Genomic DNA, 16,404 nt, shown 5'->3' on the forward strand with positions numbered 1-16,404 from the left:
ACCCATTATAAAGGAAAGAGGGGAAAAATACCATCGGAAAGAATAGGCAAATGGTAATGAAGTCCTCTTTTTTATATTCTTTCTAGATTCTAGCTCCGTTACTATCTACTTGATAGCCATCCACAGTGGTATTCACTGCTAAAGCCCCTGAAGCATTAACGTAGTAATACTTTCCTCCTACTTGGAACCACTGGCTAGACTTCATAGCCCCTGAACTCTCCAAATAATACCATGTTCCATTTTCCTTGAGCCATCCCGTCTGCATCTCACCTGAAGCCTTTAGATAATACCAGTGAGAGCCATCCTTAATCCAGCCAGTTGACATGGCCCCATTTTCTTTTAAATGATACCAATTGTCGTTAACTTTTTTCCAACCTATCACTAGCTTACCATTCTCTCGGTAATACCAACTCCCTCCTTCTTTTTTCCAGCCTTTCTCTGTATTGCTTAACTCTGCATACTGCACATATCTTCTAGCACCACTGTAGGATAGATAGCCGAGCCACTTATAACCATCCTTTTCAAGAACTTGATCATAACTCACACTCTCACCAGCATAATAGTAATCAATAACCTGTCCTGTACTTGACGGTTGGTCCATAATCGGCGATTTCCCCGTGAATACTATTGTCCCGCTGGACGGAAGCTCTGAGTTACGAGAACCCTCACTCACACTATGGGTAGCGGATAAATCCCTGAAATGAATAAAACCTGTCATCGAACTAGCCTTGACTTTTCGACGGTTATACTTTTCTCGAACCCCATAGTTATACTCTTCGATTTCAATCGTATCCCCTGATACATTTGATACCCAGGCCACGTGCCCATAATAACCTTCTGTCGACCAAGCAATAGCTCCAACTTCTGGCTTAGTATCCACACGGTAGCCTTCTCGCCTTGCACGATGTCCCCATTCATTCGCATTTCCGTAAGCAGGAGGAATCTCAAAGCCATTTACACTACTCAAACGAAAGGCCGCAAAAGAGGTACACTGGCGAGAATACATCCGCCACTGATCGATTTCAACACTACCATTTTTGTAGTGAAGCGGATAGTCATCTCCACGCGCTACACTATCAGCTTGAACCGATTCTCCACCAAACAAAAAGGTACTTGTAACAAACAAAGTAGCCAGCCCTACACTCAACTGAGTACATCTACTCTTCTTAACTCCTGATTTAAAAAACGTCATTCATTCTCCTTAATAATATATATTTCCGAGGTTACCCTCGTTTATACTATTCGGGAGAAAAAGAAAAAAGTGAGCAAAGCTCACTTCATTTTAGGATTCTTGGTCTAGATAGCGAATCAAGTTCTTTTCTGTCAAGATATCTGAGTAGGTGAAGGATTCAACATAGACATTAGCTTGTTTATCTCCCTCAACATCCCCAAATTCAACGATAAATAGAGATGGATAAACCTCAATTAGCTTACCCAATCTATTTTTTTGGCGCTTACGGCCATTTTCCAAAGTCATTTCAACGACTTGTCCCTCATGTGCCTTGATTTCTTCTTTGATTTTTTTCATCTTGGCTACATCTGTAAATGCATCTGACATCTTATGCCTCCCTCTTTGAAATACTTGAAAATTTATTGTATTCTTTTTGGAAAATCAATTCCACCGTTCCGCGAGCTCCACTACGGTTTTTCTCGATGATAACCTCAACCTTATTATTTGGAATTCCTTCCTCTTCTTCACCCGCACGATCGTAGTAGTCGTCACGGTATAGAAAAGCTACGATATCCGCATCCTGCTCGATAGAACCCGATTCACGAATATCAGACAAGACTGGTCTCTTATCCTGACGCTGTTCCACTCCACGAGATAACTGACTAAGAGCAATGACTGGAACTTTCAATTCCTTGGCTAGAATTTTTAACTGACGAGAAATTTCAGAAACTTCTTGTTGGCGGTTCTCACGACCAGTCCCTGTAATAAGCTGTAGGTAGTCTATCAAAATCAATCCTAGATTGCCCGTTTCTTGAGCCAGTTTGCGTGACCGCGAACGAATTTCCGTGATCCGAATCCCCGGCGTATCATCGATATAGATACTCGCGTTGGCTAGGTTCCCTTGAGCAATGGTATACTTTTGCCACTCCTCATCAGTCAATTGACCCGTACGGATAGAATGAGACTCCACCAAGCCTTCGGCCGCCAACATACGGTCTACTAGACTTTCCGCACCCATTTCCAGTGAAAAGATGGCAACCGTCTTGTCCAACTTAGTCCCAATGTTCTGAGCAATGTTCAAGGCAAAGGCCGTCTTACCAACTGCTGGTCGCGCCGCTAGGATAATTAGTTCCTCCTCATGGAGACCTGTCGTCATATGGTCCAAATCACGGTAACCCGTTGCAATACCAGTGATATCCGTTGTTTGTTGTGACCGAACTTCTAGGTTCCCAAAGTTGATATTTAGAATATCTCGGATGTTCTTGAACCCACTACGATTGGCGTTTTCGCTAACATCAATAAGCCCCTTTTCAGCCTGAGCGATGATTTCATCTGCAGGCTTAGAAGCTTCATAGGCTTGGTTGACAGACTCTGTCAACTTGGAAATCAAGCGACGTAGCATAGCCTTTTCGGCTACGATTTTAGCATAATATTCCGCATTAGCTGAGGTTGGTACAGAGTTGACAATTTCGACAAGATAGGACAGGCCGCCAATATTTTGGAGATCCCCTTGACTATCCAAAATCGTCCGAACTGTAGTCGCATCAATTGCTTCCCCACGATCCGACAAATCTACCATCGCTTGGAAAATCAATCGATGAGCATACTTAAAGAAGTCACGAGAATCAATGTATTCTCGGACAAAAACGAGCTTACTCTCATCTATAAAAATAGCCCCCAAAACAGATTGTTCTGCTAAAATATCCTGAGGTTGAACTCGCAGTTCCTCTACTTCTGCCATCCGACTTTCCTTCCTTTTACAATCTTGTCAAGAAGTTGTAAACTTAGCCTTCTTTTACACGAAGATTGATGACACTTGTAACATCTTGATAGATCTTCACTGGTACATCAATCAAACCTACTGCTCGAATTGGTGCTTGCACTTGAATATTGCGTTTGTCAATCTTAATACCAAACTGCTTTTGCAATTCTTCTGCAATTTTCTTGTTAGTGATGGAACCAAATGTACGGCCATCTGGTCCAACCTTTTCAACAAACTCTACAACTGTTTCTTCTGCCTCAAGCTTAGCCTTGATGGCTTTTGCTTCAGCAATCATTTCAGCATGAGCCTTTTCTTCTGATTTTTGTTTTCCACGCAACTCACCCACTGCTTGAGCAGTTGCTTCCTTGGCCAAATTCTTTTTAATCAGGAAGTTTTGAGCGTAGCCAGTTGGCATTTCCTTAATTTCGCCTTTCTTCCCTTTTCCTTTAACATCTGCTAAAAAGATTACTTTCATTCTTCTTTCTCCTTTTCCTTTAGTTCTTCCAAGATTAGTTGAGTCAATTTTTCTCCCGCTTCCGACAAACTCATATCCTCGATTTGCGCAGCTGCTAGATTAAAGTGACCTCCACCACCCAGCTCTTCCATAATGCGTTGCACATTGATTTTACTACGACTTCGAGCCGAGATAGAGATAAATCCTTGTGTATTTTTTGCCAGAACGAAACTAGCCTCAATGCCGGACATAGCTAACATAGCATCAGCAGCCTTACTAATAACAACGGTGTCATAAGTGGTTGGGTCCTTAGCTTGGGCAATCAAGATATCTGAACCTAACTTACGACCTTGTAAAATGAGTTCATTTACCTCACGATACTCTTCAAAATCTGTCGCAGCAATCTCCTGAATAGCAATACTGTCACTTCCCCGTGTTCTCAGGTAGCTAGCCACATCAAAGGTTCGGCTCGTCACGCGAGATGTGAAATTCTTGGTATCCAGCATCATACCAGCCATCAAAACACTGGCCTGCATACGACTCAAACGATTTTTCTTAGAATTTTGGAACTGAATCAATTCTGTGACCAGCTCACTGGCACTACTTGCCCCACTTTCAATATAGGTGATGACCGCATTCTCAGGGAAATCCTGATCACGTCTATGATGGTCAATAACAATAGTTTGAGTGAACAAATCATAAAAATCTTTTGACAAGGTTAAAGCCGTCTTGGAATGATCCACCAGAATCAATAATGAACGGTTTGTAACTAGCTTCATCGCATCTGTAAGAGATAAAAGTTTCGTGACATCTTCCTTCTTCAAGAACTGAATAGCACGTTCGATATCTGCTGGCATATGGTCTGCATCGTAGACAGCATAACTGTTCTCAATAATATTACTTGCAAACAACTGCATACCAACAGCAGAGCCCAAAGCATCCATATCTAGATTTTTATGACCGACTACAAAAACTTGGTCAACACTTCGAATCTTATCAGAAATGGCTGTCATCATGGCTCTGGTACGTGTACGAGTACGTTTGATAGATGCAGCAGTTCCTCCACCAAAGTAGACAGGATTCTTGGTTTCGTTATTTTCCTTGACCACCACCTGGTCACCACCGCGAACTTCTGCTAAGTTCAAGTTGAGCAAGGCAATTTTCCCTATCTCTTCATGATTTCCATCACCATAAGAAAATCCCATACTTAAGGTTAGGGCCAGTTGCCTCTGTTTTGATTCTTCTCGGAAACTATCAATAACAGAGAATTTATCATTCATCAATTCCTCGAGTACTGTGTAATCTGTGAATAAATAAAAACGATCCATCCCCACACGGCGAGAAAACATAGCATACTTACTAGCAAATTCTGAAACAAAATTAGCTACAAAGCTATTGATATGGCTGATATCAGAGTCAGACGTCGCATCCTCCAAATCATCGTAATTATCCACTGAGATGACCCCAATGACTGGACGACTAGTTACCAATTCGACAGTCGCTTCGTACTCCCCAGAAACATCAAAGAAATACAAAACACCCGAAGCCTTGTCCATATGAACAGCATACCGTGTTTCGCCCAAGGTAGCATACGAACCAGGATTCCCAACAGAAGCCTTGATGATGGTTTGAATTAATTCAACATCAATTTCCCCTTCTTCATTCGTCAAAATCAGCTCAGCATAGGGATTAAACCATTCCACTTCGCCACTAGATAAGTCTAATTTCAGGACTCCCACCGGCATTTGATCAAGCAAAGTACTCAAGCTATTTTCAGCTTGATGATTTACGTATTGGATTTGTTCAATTTCGCTCTTTTCATACTGTTTTTTTTGCCAGACAAATAAAAGCAGATAAAGAAGTACAAATAAAAACAAGACACTGATTGTTACAACATTATTTTGTGAAAAAATAATCAGCATTGTTAAGGTTCCGAAAGTTGCAATCCCTAGTAGAATCGCAGAATTCGGAGTTAAATTATTTTTTTTCATTCTAAACCTCTTGCGCATTATTATATCACAAATGCCCTTAAAAAGCGACCTTTAAAGAGAAAGCACTGCTTTTATTATAGTAAGATACTCTTAAAGAAACCATACATAAAAAAGGAGAGCAAATTCCTCGCTCTCCTTTTTCCACATCAGTGCAGAATCTTCCGCCTAGATTACATTATTCACCTAATTCTAGTCGAATGTCTTGTAGGCGCTCTTGCGCCTGTTTCACAATTGATTCTAAAATAGACTTACATGGTTTGATGTCTTTCACCAAACCTGCAATTTGTCCGCTCATCATTGAACCATGAACTGTATCACCTTCATAGACAGCCTTAGATAGGGAACCGATCGTAATTTCTTCCAGTTCCTCTCGGTTTGTACCTTTCTGCTCTAATTCAATATAGTGATCTGTCATCTCATTGCGAATACAACGAACTGGCGCTCCCGCAATGCGACCTGTAACCGCAGTCGCTGTATCACTTGCCGCCAAAATAGCTTCTTTATAGGCTGGAGAAATTGGACATTCTTCTGAAGCAAGAAAAACTGTTCCCATTTGAACTCCTTGTGCACCTAGGGCAATCGCAGCAGCCAGCCCTCGGCCATCTGCCACACCTCCGGCAGCAATGACCGGAATTGATACCGCATCAACGATTTGCGGGATAAGAGCCATTGTATTGGTCTCTCCGATATGCCCACCAGCTTCTGAACCCTCAGCGATTACAGCATCAACTCCAAATTCTTCCATTTTTTGAGCATGCTTGACACTGGCAATAACTGGAATAACCTTGATTCCTGCTTCTTTCAAGTAAGGCATGATATGCTTAGGTGTTCCTGCACCTGTAGTTACCACCGGAACCTTTTCTTCGATGATAACAGTCACAATATCCTTGATGTTTTTCATCATCAACATAATGTTGACACCAAAAGGCTTATCTGTCAACTTTCTCAATTCACGAATTTCTTCTCGCAACTGCTCTCCAGTCATACCACCTGACGCAATAATTCCTAATCCTCCAGCCTCAGAAACAGCTGCTGCTAGTTGATAGTGGGAGATTTGAGCCATGGCCCCTTGGAAAATTGGATATTGAATCTGTAAAAGTTTTGTAATTGACATATGAGTCCTCCTTTTATTTTCTGTTGATTCTTGTTGGCAAATGGATGCATAGTGCACCAATATCCCCGTCAACAAGAAAATGTTACATTTGTCTCCTCATATTCTGTTATCCTAAAAAATCTGGCTTACGATCCTGCTGATCTGTAAAAGGAATAAGTGGGGGGCGAGAACGTAGAACATAATCTACAAATTCCTTCCCATCCTTGTCAAACTCTACCACCGCGAAAAATTGATCATGATAAAAGAAAAACTTGTAATGATTCTCAAAAGCCTGACGCAACCATTTCTCTTTGGCTAAAATGGATTTCATAGGATAATCATCAACTGCTGGAACCCAGAGAGGATTTCGATGAACATGTGATAACATCAAGTCCCCCATATGGATCATCGTATCTTTCCCCTGTTTGAGCAAGATAATACTGTGGCCATTGCTGTGACCACTTGTGTGAATCATTTGGATTTCTGGAATGACATTGATATACTCTGAGAAAGTCGTCACCTGATCTTGAATCGGTTCCCAATTCTCTCTCAGATAAGTTCCTCGTGTTCGATTATTAGGGTTTCTCATCTCATACCATTCGACATCATTCACAATAATCTTAGCGTTTGGATACTTGGAAACCAACTCTCCTTGATCATTCACACGCGTCAAGCCACCAGAATGATCATGATGCATATGTGTCATCAGCACGATGTCAATGTCTTCAGGCGATAGTCCTAAAAGAGATAAACTTTCTTCTACCCGACTTTCAGTTAAGATTCCTAAGTTGCGCCTTTGTTTATCGGATAATTTTGCTGTATCAAAACTTGCATCTATCAAGTAATTTTTACCCTTGTACTGGATCAAAATAGGATCCGTCAATTCTGCCATCATATTAGCATCATTTGTTGGGTAGTAACGAGACCACACAACTTTCGGAACCGGACCAAAAAGAGTCCCTGCATCCGTCAATTTATCGGCTCCACGTAGCCATGTCAGTTTCATATCATGAAATTGATATTCCTGTAAGGTGAGTTCTGCCATGCTTTACTCCTTTATCCATTGGGCTGCTATTCTTTTACGAATCGAATCCCCAGATTTTCCATAGATTTCAATCGTTTTGGCATCCTTTAGATAACGGTCTATGGGGATGTCATCCAAGGTTTGAAGAGGTCCAATTAATCTAATAATTTCCTCAGAAATCTCAATTGCTACTTTTGTCGTATAAAGTTTTATCTGAGATACAAAGAGAGAATCCGCCTTCATCCTATCCTTGTAGGAAGCAAAGTAAGATTCAGCCGCACACAGCTTAGTATACAAGTCTGCGAATTGATGTTGATAGACTGTCGCATCGATTAATGGTTTCCCAAATCTTCTTTTGACCTTTACAAAAGCCAGACCTGTTTCAAAAGCTCCCTCAGAGATACCAATAGAGATTGCGCTTAATCCTAGCTGTAATTTTTTGATAATATCATTTAACTGAGTTTCCCCATTTAGCGTCAATCCTAGCAGACTATCTTCTGGCAATATGACCTGATCAAAAGTTACCGAATTCACAGGCAAACCCTGTAAACCAGGTTTTGCAATATCATCTCCAAAAGCAACTCCCGGTCGAGTCGTATCAACAATGAAAAATCCGTATCCATCTTCTCCGTTAGCTTCCTGAACCTTGGCTAAGATTAACAAAATATCTGTATAGCGGCAATTTGATACAATTGACTTCTTCCCAGTTAAAGACCAACCTGTTTCTGTTTTCCTTGCAGTTGTTGCAATAACCTCCAAGCTGTCCATCAATTTTCCTTCAGAAAATCCCAAGCCAGCTAAGATTTCTCCCCTTACTAATGGTTCTACATAACGCGATTTTTGTTCCTGACTCCCATATCGTAAAATAGGATAGATACCATAACATGCCTGAGTTAGTAGAACAGCAGAAAAAGCAGGAAAATCTTTTGAAATCAAGCGAATAAAGGTTAAAAACTCGGTTCTCAAAACAGAATCTTGACTATCTAAAAGCAAGGAAAAGATATCAAATTGCTCAATAAACTGATAAAGCAATTCTCTAGGGAACTGTTGTTCATCCTCATGAGACTTAAGATAGTCCCGAATCAACACTTTCACATCTGCCTTCAATTCTCGTGCCAGCACGTCATTATAGGTCATCGCATTCACCTCATCTTAGTTGTCAGAAAACGGTTGGTAATAATCTTTCAACAATTCTTCATACACATAAGACTCTACTTCATTGTAGGAGTTTTTATAGGGTCTACAAAACCAAATATTAAATGGAATCGGATCCTTGAATCTAACCGCCTTAAAACGACTCTTATCCACAAAATATTCAACCGGCCTTGGCAAAAGGGCAATCAAATCTGTCTGATGAGTTGATTCAACTAGGAAGTCCCAAGTAGAGGAAAGATAAGCAAATTTAGCCTCAATTCGTTGTGAACGAAGTTTTTCTGTCACTAAATCATAAGTCGTAAATGTTTTGTTGAAGGTTGCCAATTCATAACCAGCAATATCAGACCATTCCAACAAGCTTTTCTGAGCCAGCGGATGATCCTTATCCATATAAGCAACGTATTCATCCAATTGAATGATATGTTGTTCATATTTTTTAGCATCCAGGCTCGTAGGCTCTATCAGAATAGAGAGATTCAAATCTCCATCAACCATTTTTTGACGAATTTCCTTCCCTCCACCTTCCGTAACCTGGATATGGATATGAGGATTATTTTTCAGAAAATGAGGCAAGGCACTAGCAAAATAAACTCGTAAAATCAAGGACGGAATACCAAAATTAATGGTGCCTTTTTGCTTTTGAGCTTCTATATGGATCATGGAAAGCATTTCTTCATGTCGATTCACAATCTCGGTCGCATAACGATAAATTTTGCGTCCCGCCTCTGTTAAACTTTCTAATCTTCCATTCTTGCGATTGAATAATTGAACCCCTTCAGCTGCTTCAAAATTTGTCACAAATTGACTCAAGGCTGATTGACTAATGTGAATCTTCTTTGCAGCAATGGAAAGGTTGCATCCGCATTCTATGATATTGATGAAATAGTTCATTTGGATAATATCCACTTACCCATCACCTAGCTTTCCTTCACTATTTTAGTAGGTCAATTAGACAACTATTCTAGTGTTTGATAGTTGTCTACTGACTTTTTATCGAAATAACATTTCGAATACTTCATTTTAACGTTGTATATAAAGCGCTTACAATACTATCTAGTTTATATCATAACACACTAAGTAGAAAATAGCTCTTTTTTTGCTTAAATCGGCATTATTTTTAGGTCTTCTGAGACAATGACTTCCCCAGCTGTTTTTTCAAGAACTTCTTCTAATGTCACACCAGGAGCCAGCTCTTTCAACAGGAATTTACCATCTTTGAATCCAAAAACAGCTAATTCTGTGATGACAAGATCCAATACTCCTTTAGCTGAAAGTGGCAAGGTACATTCTTTCAACAACTTAGATTCCCCATCAGCAGTTGTATGTTGGATAGCCCCGATTACGCGCTTAGCTCCTACCAATAAGTCCATTGCGCCACCCATACCAGGAGCAAATTTCCCTGGGATAATCCAGTTCGCAATGCTTCCATCTTGACTGACTTCAAGAGCTCCAAGAACGGTTGCATCCACGTGTCCACCACGAATAATGGCAAAGGAAGTTTGTAGATCAAACAAGGCTGCTCCTGGCAACAATGTAATAGGAGCTCCACCAGAGTTCGCTAAATTGGCATTATAGTTGTCCTTGGTAGGTGTTTCCCCAAATCGAAGAGCGCCATTTTCTGCCTGTAAAATAACATTTACACCTTCAGGAATGTAATCAGCAGAGGCATTTGGAATCCCAAAACCAAGATTGACCACATCTCCATCTTTAAATTCAAGTGCTACACGTCTTGCGATAATCTCTTTTGCTTTCATTTTACTTCACCCCCGCCAGTTTCTTTGTCTCTGTCCACAGATCTCCCATCATCTGATGATGCTCTTGTGGTGTCAATCCTTGAACGACATAGTCAACTAGGATACCAGGGATGTAAATATCATTTGGATCAATTTCTCCGACTTCAACCAATTCGTTTGTCTCAACAATAACTGTGTCAGCTGCTAGAGCGAGTTGAAGGGAGATGTTTTTAGTAGTCCCATCCAGATAAAGGTTGCCATACTTATCAGCCTTTGTAGCTTTAATCAAGGCAACATCAATCTTCAATGGATCATAAATCAAATATTCTTTTCCATTTCGAGTCACTTTTTCGTGTTCATCTTCAAGAATTGTTCCTACACCTGTTGGTGTTAAGACTGCTCCAAGACCCGCACCCGCAGCATGCAAGCGTTCTACAACAGTTCCCATCGGAGTGAACTCCACTTTCATGGCTCCTGAAAAATAATCATGCTGAGCAGCAGCAGATGTCCCTACGTGAGCTGCAATGTATTTTGTAACCTGATGGTTTTCACAAAGACGACCAACTCCAACTTCCTTACCGGGTTGAGAGGTTACAACAGACACCAAGGTCAAATCTTGCTGGTTTTGACGAACCAGTTCCTCAATTAACTCAAGTGGTTCTCCCACTCCGAGAAATCCAGAAATACCAACTTTATCTCCTGAATGAATCAAGGAAATAGCTTCAGACAATGTTACAACTTTCATAACCTATCTCCTCTCTTATTTACGTTGAAAGACAGCTTTGCGTTTTTCAACAAAAGCGCGCATTCCTTCTACCTTATCTTCTGTTGAGAAGAGTAGAGCTTCCGCTTCTGTTTCCAAACGAATAGCATTTTTCAGAGGGAGTTCTGAGCCAACTTGGATAATATGTTTAGCTTTTTCAACTGCTAGCGGTGCATTTTTCATAATCGCTCCTGCTAGCTCTTCTGCCGCAGGCAATAGTTCTTCTGCTGCTACCAACTTGTTAAGAATTCCAAGATCGTATGCTTCTTGTCCTTTAACCATTCTAGCAGTGAAGATTAATTCCTTTGTTTTACTAGTACCAATCAAACGAGACATTCTTTGAGTACCTGCAAAACCAGGAATGATTCCCAAGCCGACTTCAGGGAAGCCAACCATTGTCTTGTCATAGCCGATTCGGATATCAGTTGAAAGAGCTAATTCTAAACCGCCTCCCAAAGCATAACCATTCAATACTGAAATAGTTGGCTGAGTCAATTCAGATAAGCGGGTAAAGGTGTCGTTCGCATAGGTCATGTATTCATGAGCCTGAATTGGAGACATTTGGTCCATCTCTTTAATGTCTGCTCCTGCGACAAATGCTTTCTCTCCTTGACCGGTCACAATGACAACACGAATGTCCTCGCTTGCTTCAATTTGGTCTAAAGCGAGATTCAAATCCTTTAAGACTTCTGAACTTAAAGCGTTCAAAGCCGATGGACGGTTAATTGTTAGATAGCCAAAACCATTCTTAACCTCTAATAAAACAGTTTTACTCATTGTTCTGCTCCTACTTGATTTATTTTGAGTACAGAGTACAGCGTCAACAAATACCAACACAAAATGTAAGAGCTTACATTTTCATCATAATCCTTTTTTCCCTATCCGTCTACTTAATCTTTATTTATAGACCTATAAGTCCAGCTTATAGAATAGAGCCATTCAATCTACCCTCAAAGTCTTAGGAAAAGCAAAAATACCTTATCAAGCACTTTCGGAGAAAGACACTTGATAAGGTATGTAACTATGAGATCGGATCAATATCTCATTTTGTAATCGTAATATTGAAAAAGAGGAACTGACGTTCAGTTTTCTAATAACTAACGTTCAACGATGAGGGCTGTTCCCATCCCTCCTCCGATACAGAGAGTTGCTAAACCAGTTTTGGCATCACGTTTCATCATCTCATGTACCAGAGTCACTAAGATACGGCAGCCTGAAGCTCCAATTGGATGACCAAGAGCAATCGCGCCACCATTAACATTGACAATATCTGTGTTAAAGCCAAGTGTTTTCCCAACCGCACAAGCCTGAGCAGCAAAGGCTTCATTTGACTCGATCAAGTCAAGATCATCAACTGTCAAATTGCCTTTTTCTAGAGCTTTGCGAGTCGCATAAATCGGTCCACATCCCATAATTTTAGGATCCAAACCTGCACTTGCATACGAACGAATGCGAACAATCACTGGGAGTCCCAATTCTTCAGCTTTTTCAGCGCTCATGACCAAGACAGCCGCTGCTCCGTCATTGATACCTGATGCATTACCCGCTGTAACAGAACCGTCTTTTTTGAAAACAGGTCGTAGCTTAGACAGACTCTCCAAGCTAGCATCTTTTCTAGGAAATTCATCTGTATCAAAGACGATAGAATCGCCTTTACGTTGAGGAATAACCACCGGAACAATCTCTTCCTTAAAGCGTCCAGATTCTATAGCCGCCACTGCTCGTTTTTGTGATTCCAAAGCAAGCGCATCTTGATCATCTCGGCTAATACCATATTCTTCTGCCACATTCTCAGCTGTAATCCCCATATGGTATTCGTTAAAGGCATCAGACAAACCGTCCTTAATCATGGTATCTACCACTTTCGAATCTCCCATACGACCACCCCAACGGAAACTTGGCAAAACGTATGGCGCCTGACTCATGTTTTCTGCACCACCAGCTACGATAATATCTGCATCGCCGCATCGAATCGCTTGAGCAGCCAACTGCACTGCCTTCAAACCGGAACCACAAACCTTGTTGATAGTAAAGGCTGGTGTAAATTCAGGGAGTCCTGCGTGAATGCTCATTTGACGAGCTACGTTTTGACCTAAACCTGCGCCTAGGACATTCCCCATAATCACTTCATCTACCTGCTCTGGTTTAATATTCGCTTTTTCCAAAGCACTCTTAATTACCAAAGATCCCAAATCAACAGCAGAAACATTCTTCAAGCTCCCGCCAAAGGAACCTAAAGGTGTTCGCACTGCCGAAACAATAACTACGTCTTTCATGACTACCTCCATCAGTGTCTAGTAAGTAAAGAAACCTTCTTTTGTCTTCCGTCCCAATTTTCCTGCTTCGACCATTTTCTTAAGAAGAGGGGCAGGACGGTATTTTTGATCACCAAACCCTTGGTTTAGGACGCCCATAATAGCCAAACAAACATCCAACCCAATCAAGTCAGCAAGAGCCAAAGGTCCAATAGGATGATTTGCACCAAGTTTCATCGCTTCATCGATTTCTTCGGCACTAGCCACTCCTTCACCTAGAATGTAAATGGCTTCATTGATCATAGGAATCAAAATTCTGTTCACAACAAAACCATAAGAATCTTTAACATCAACTGGTGTTTTACCAATTTTCACTGTCAGTTCACGAACCGCCTGAACCACTTCTTCTGAAGTCTGCAAGGCCTTAATAACCTCTACAAGTTTCATGATTGGGGCAGGATTAAAGAAGTGCATTCCAATCACGCGCTCTTGATGTTTAGTAGCAGCAGCTATATCCGTGATTGACAAAGAGGATGTGTTTGATGCTAAGATAGTTTTAGGATCTGTCAATTCATCCAATTGTTTGAAAATATTCAACTTAATCTCACGATTCTCAGTTGCAGCTTCAATCACCAATTGGACTTGTTTCGCATCTTCATATGAAACAGATGGAAGCAAATTGGCCAATACCTGATCCTTCTCATCCGCAGACATCCGTCCTTTTTCAACTGAACGTTCCAATTGTTTTGTGATATTATTCAAGCCTCTTTGAACAAATTCTTCTTTAATATCGTTTAAGTAAACTGTAAAACCAGCCTGAGCAAATACTTGAGCAATTCCGCTTCCCATTTGACCAGAACCAATAATCATCACCTTAGATATCATTATTTTCTCCTTCTTATTTTACAAAAATCCAGTGCATGAAGCAAGGACTATTGAACAGAAATCCTTCAATCGCCCTTCTGACATTAAACAAAGGCACCTAGTCCAGTAATCTCACGACCAACAATCAAGGCATTCACTTCGTGTGAACCTTCATAGGTATAGATTGATTCAGCATCTGCAAAGAAACGAGCAACGTCTGTCTCAAGTGTAATACCATTACCTCCGCAAGTTTCACGAGCAAGGGCAACTGTTTCGCGCATCACCAAGGAATTGTGCATCTTAGCAAGAGCAGAGTTAAGCATCAATTCATTACCTTTCTCTTGCATCTCAGCAATACGAGTTGAATAAGCAATAACTGCTACAGCATTTGCTTGCATACGAGCCAATTTTTCTTGAACAATTTGGAATTTGGCAATTGGACGTTTGAACTGTTCACGATCTTTAGCATATTTAAGAGCTGCTACATAAGATCCACAAGTCACTCCCATAGCAATGTGAGCAACGTCCGCACGAGTGAAGGTCAAGATACGGGCTACATCACCAAAACCATTGATATTTACCAAACGGTCTGAATCTGGAACCTCTACATTCTTCATAGTAATATGGCCATTGCGGACACAACGAAGAGCAATCTTATGTGGGATTGGTTCCGCATGATATCCAGGAGCTCCCTTACGAACGATAAAGCATTTCACCTTGCCATCCGCAACATCACGAGCAAATACAGGAACGACATCCGCAGTATCTGAACCACCAATCCAGCGTTTTTCACCATTTAGAATCCACTTGTCTCCAACACGTTCTGCAGTAGTTGCAAGTCCTCCAGCAATATCAGAACCTGAAAGAGGTTCAGTCAAAGCGAAGCAACCTTGCCAATCAAATGCAGCTAGTTTTGGAAGAAATTCTTTTTGTTGACGCTCATCACCACCCAAGAGAATTGTGTTGTAGCAAAGTCCACCATGAACGGTGTAGAATGTTGCCATAGAAGCATCGAAGCGAGCAAGTTCAAGATACAAGAAAGCAATATAAAGTTCAGAAGGTTTCCAGCTGCCCTCACGTCCTTCAAACAATTTTGGATTGTTCATAATTTGAGCGCCCTTAGCCACAGCATAGAATTCTTCAAAAGGAAAATCAGGTTTTTCCCAGTATTCATTAATAACCGGACGGAGATGTTTCTCAATCAAACGGCGAGTTTCTTGTAAAACCTCTGCTTCTCCCAAAGTTAGACCATCTGCATAGTGAAAAAGGTCCTCAGGATATAGTTCGCGTAAAATTTCTTCTTTTGTTGCCATAGTCATGACTCCTTTATTTGTTATAAGAGCGCTTACATTTTTGTATTCGCTATTTGTTGACAACCCCATTCTATCCCTTAGGGTATTATTTTGTCTACTTAATAAATATAAACACCCCTATAAGTTCAGATTATAGGGGCTGATTCTGACTGTTTTATCAAGGATTTCCTCGTTTTTCTACTTACTTATAGGCACAAGAAAAAGTGGTTTACAAATCAGTAAACCACTCTTATTAGTTATTTCAATTTTATGATTCTTTTACTTCGAGCAAACCAACTTCACCATCTTCTCGACGATACAAAACATTAGTTGTTTGATCTTCTACATCTACATAGATAAAGAAATCATGTCCCAATAAATCCATTTGAAGAAGCGCTTCTTCTAAATCCATTGGCTTCAAATCAATTTGTTTTGAACGAACGACTTTGGGTTGCACAACATCTGCATCTTCAACTAGAGCATCTGTAAAGAGTTGACTTGTCGCAACTTTATTTTTATTCTTGCGTTCGATTTTAGTCTTATTTTTACGAATCTGACGTTCAATTTTATCTGTTACAAGATCGATAGAACCATACATATCTTGAGAAACATCTTCTGCACGAAGAGTAATAGATCCAAGTGGAATTGTTACTTCAACCTTTGCTGTTTTCTCACGGTAAACTTTCAAATTCACACGTGCATCCAACTCTTGCTCTGGTTGGAAATACTTTTCGATCTTTTCGAGTTTAGAAACTACATAATCACGAATTGCTTCTGTTACTTCTAGGTTTTCACCACGGATACTATATTTAATCATATAAGTACCTTCTTTCTAAACATTTTTGTT

16 protein-coding genes are annotated in these 16,404 nt (G+C 40.6%); all 16 read right to left on the minus strand.

Annotation, left to right across the window (positions count from 1 at the left end):
* Positions 1-82: 82 nt before the first annotated feature.
* The 16 genes from DB729_RS03285 to hpf all read right to left on the minus strand — a co-directional run bounded on the left by DB729_RS03285 (position 83) and on the right by hpf (position 16,374).
* On the minus strand, positions 83-1,192 hold the full coding sequence (locus DB729_RS03285; RefSeq protein WP_096421439.1) for an SH3 domain-containing protein: 1,110 nt from the start codon (positions 1,190-1,192) through the stop codon (positions 83-85).
* A 90-nt stretch (positions 1,193-1,282) separates the two neighbouring features.
* Positions 1,283-1,558 (minus strand): Veg family protein, encoded by a 276-nt coding sequence (locus tag DB729_RS03290; RefSeq protein WP_001278166.1) that lies wholly within the window; start codon positions 1,556-1,558, stop codon positions 1,283-1,285.
* Between the two features lies 1 nt (position 1,559).
* Positions 1,560-2,912, minus strand: coding sequence for a replicative DNA helicase (gene dnaB, locus DB729_RS03295; RefSeq protein ID WP_000852476.1), 1,353 nt, complete (start codon positions 2,910-2,912; stop codon positions 1,560-1,562).
* Positions 2,913-2,955: 43 nt separating this feature from the next.
* A complete protein-coding gene (gene rplI / locus DB729_RS03300) occupies positions 2,956-3,408 on the minus strand; it encodes a 50S ribosomal protein L9 (protein ID WP_000864201.1) in 453 nt (150 codons plus the stop codon).
* Positions 3,405-5,378, minus strand: a complete 1,974-nt coding sequence (locus tag DB729_RS03305) for a DHH family phosphoesterase (RefSeq protein ID WP_057488953.1) — start codon at positions 5,376-5,378, stop codon at positions 3,405-3,407. Before DB729_RS03305 ends, rplI begins: the two co-directional genes overlap by 4 nt.
* Before the next feature lie 175 nt (positions 5,379-5,553).
* Positions 5,554-6,534: a nitronate monooxygenase gene (locus tag DB729_RS03310; protein WP_279633968.1), complete on the minus strand. Its 981-nt coding sequence runs from the start codon at positions 6,532-6,534 to the stop codon at positions 5,554-5,556.
* Between the two features lie 64 nt (positions 6,535-6,598).
* Complete coding sequence (locus DB729_RS03315) at positions 6,599-7,516, minus strand: MBL fold metallo-hydrolase (protein ID WP_033584696.1); 918 nt, start codon at positions 7,514-7,516, stop codon at positions 6,599-6,601.
* 3 nt (positions 7,517-7,519) lie between these two features.
* Positions 7,520-8,632 carry an acyl-CoA dehydrogenase family protein gene (locus DB729_RS03320; RefSeq protein ID WP_000221883.1) on the minus strand — a complete coding sequence of 371 codons (1,113 nt, stop codon included), beginning with the start codon at positions 8,630-8,632 and terminating at the stop codon, positions 7,520-7,522.
* A 15-nt stretch (positions 8,633-8,647) separates the two neighbouring features.
* Positions 8,648-9,556: a LysR family transcriptional regulator gene (locus tag DB729_RS03325; RefSeq protein WP_000351428.1), complete on the minus strand. Its 909-nt coding sequence runs from the start codon at positions 9,554-9,556 to the stop codon at positions 8,648-8,650.
* A 194-nt stretch (positions 9,557-9,750) separates the two neighbouring features.
* On the minus strand, positions 9,751-10,404 hold the full coding sequence (locus DB729_RS03330; RefSeq protein WP_000644730.1) for a 3-oxoacid CoA-transferase subunit B: 654 nt from the start codon (positions 10,402-10,404) through the stop codon (positions 9,751-9,753).
* Between the two features lies 1 nt (position 10,405).
* Complete coding sequence (locus DB729_RS03335; protein WP_000869893.1) at positions 10,406-11,128, minus strand: CoA transferase subunit A; 723 nt, start codon at positions 11,126-11,128, stop codon at positions 10,406-10,408.
* A gap of 15 nt (positions 11,129-11,143) precedes the next feature.
* The gene (locus DB729_RS03340; RefSeq protein WP_033584692.1) at positions 11,144-11,923 is read right to left on the minus strand and encodes an enoyl-CoA hydratase/isomerase family protein; all 780 of its coding nucleotides are present in this window, start codon (positions 11,921-11,923) and stop codon (positions 11,144-11,146) included.
* Between the two features lie 320 nt (positions 11,924-12,243).
* A complete protein-coding gene (locus DB729_RS03345; RefSeq protein ID WP_033584690.1) occupies positions 12,244-13,422 on the minus strand; it encodes an acetyl-CoA C-acetyltransferase in 1,179 nt (392 codons plus the stop codon).
* Positions 13,423-13,440: 18 nt separating this feature from the next.
* Entirely contained in the window at positions 13,441-14,289 is an 849-nt protein-coding gene (locus DB729_RS03350; protein ID WP_025172369.1) for a 3-hydroxybutyryl-CoA dehydrogenase, read from the minus strand.
* A gap of 80 nt (positions 14,290-14,369) precedes the next feature.
* A complete protein-coding gene (gene fadE, locus DB729_RS03355) occupies positions 14,370-15,578 on the minus strand; it encodes an acyl-CoA dehydrogenase FadE (RefSeq protein ID WP_000201480.1) in 1,209 nt (402 codons plus the stop codon).
* Positions 15,579-15,825: 247 nt separating this feature from the next.
* Complete coding sequence (hpf, locus tag DB729_RS03360) at positions 15,826-16,374, minus strand: ribosome hibernation-promoting factor, HPF/YfiA family (protein WP_000599116.1); 549 nt, start codon at positions 16,372-16,374, stop codon at positions 15,826-15,828.
* Positions 16,375-16,404: the final 30 nt, after the last annotated feature.

The organism is Streptococcus halitosis (genome assembly GCF_003143695.2).
Taxonomy (GTDB): domain Bacteria; phylum Bacillota; class Bacilli; order Lactobacillales; family Streptococcaceae; genus Streptococcus; species Streptococcus halitosis.

Bases quoted from the DNA above. Each gene is read 5' to 3' on its own strand.
- DB729_RS03320 (WP_000221883.1), bottom strand. From the start codon at position 8,632: ATGACCTATAATGACGTGCTGGCACGAGAATTGAAGGCAGATGTGAAA.
- DB729_RS03335 (WP_000869893.1), bottom strand. From the start codon at position 11,128: ATGAAAGTTGTAACATTGTCTGAAGCTATTTCCTTGATTCATTCAGGA.
- DB729_RS03305 (WP_057488953.1), bottom strand. From the start codon at position 5,378: ATGAAAAAAAATAATTTAACTCCGAATTCTGCGATTCTACTAGGGATT.
- rplI (WP_000864201.1), bottom strand. From the start codon at position 3,408: ATGAAAGTAATCTTTTTAGCAGATGTTAAAGGAAAAGGGAAGAAAGGC.
- DB729_RS03285 (WP_096421439.1), bottom strand. From the start codon at position 1,192: ATGACGTTTTTTAAATCAGGAGTTAAGAAGAGTAGATGTACTCAGTTG.
- DB729_RS03330 (WP_000644730.1), bottom strand. From the start codon at position 10,404: ATGAAAGCAAAAGAGATTATCGCAAGACGTGTAGCACTTGAATTTAAA.
- dnaB (WP_000852476.1), bottom strand. From the start codon at position 2,912: ATGGCAGAAGTAGAGGAACTGCGAGTTCAACCTCAGGATATTTTAGCA.
- fadE (WP_000201480.1), bottom strand. From the start codon at position 15,578: ATGGCAACAAAAGAAGAAATTTTACGCGAACTATATCCTGAGGACCTT.
- DB729_RS03345 (WP_033584690.1), bottom strand. From the start codon at position 13,422: ATGAAAGACGTAGTTATTGTTTCGGCAGTGCGAACACCTTTAGGTTCC.
- hpf (WP_000599116.1), bottom strand. From the start codon at position 16,374: ATGATTAAATATAGTATCCGTGGTGAAAACCTAGAAGTAACAGAAGCA.
- DB729_RS03290 (WP_001278166.1), bottom strand. From the start codon at position 1,558: ATGTCAGATGCATTTACAGATGTAGCCAAGATGAAAAAAATCAAAGAA.
- DB729_RS03340 (WP_033584692.1), bottom strand. From the start codon at position 11,923: ATGAGTAAAACTGTTTTATTAGAGGTTAAGAATGGTTTTGGCTATCTA.
- DB729_RS03315 (WP_033584696.1), bottom strand. From the start codon at position 7,516: ATGGCAGAACTCACCTTACAGGAATATCAATTTCATGATATGAAACTG.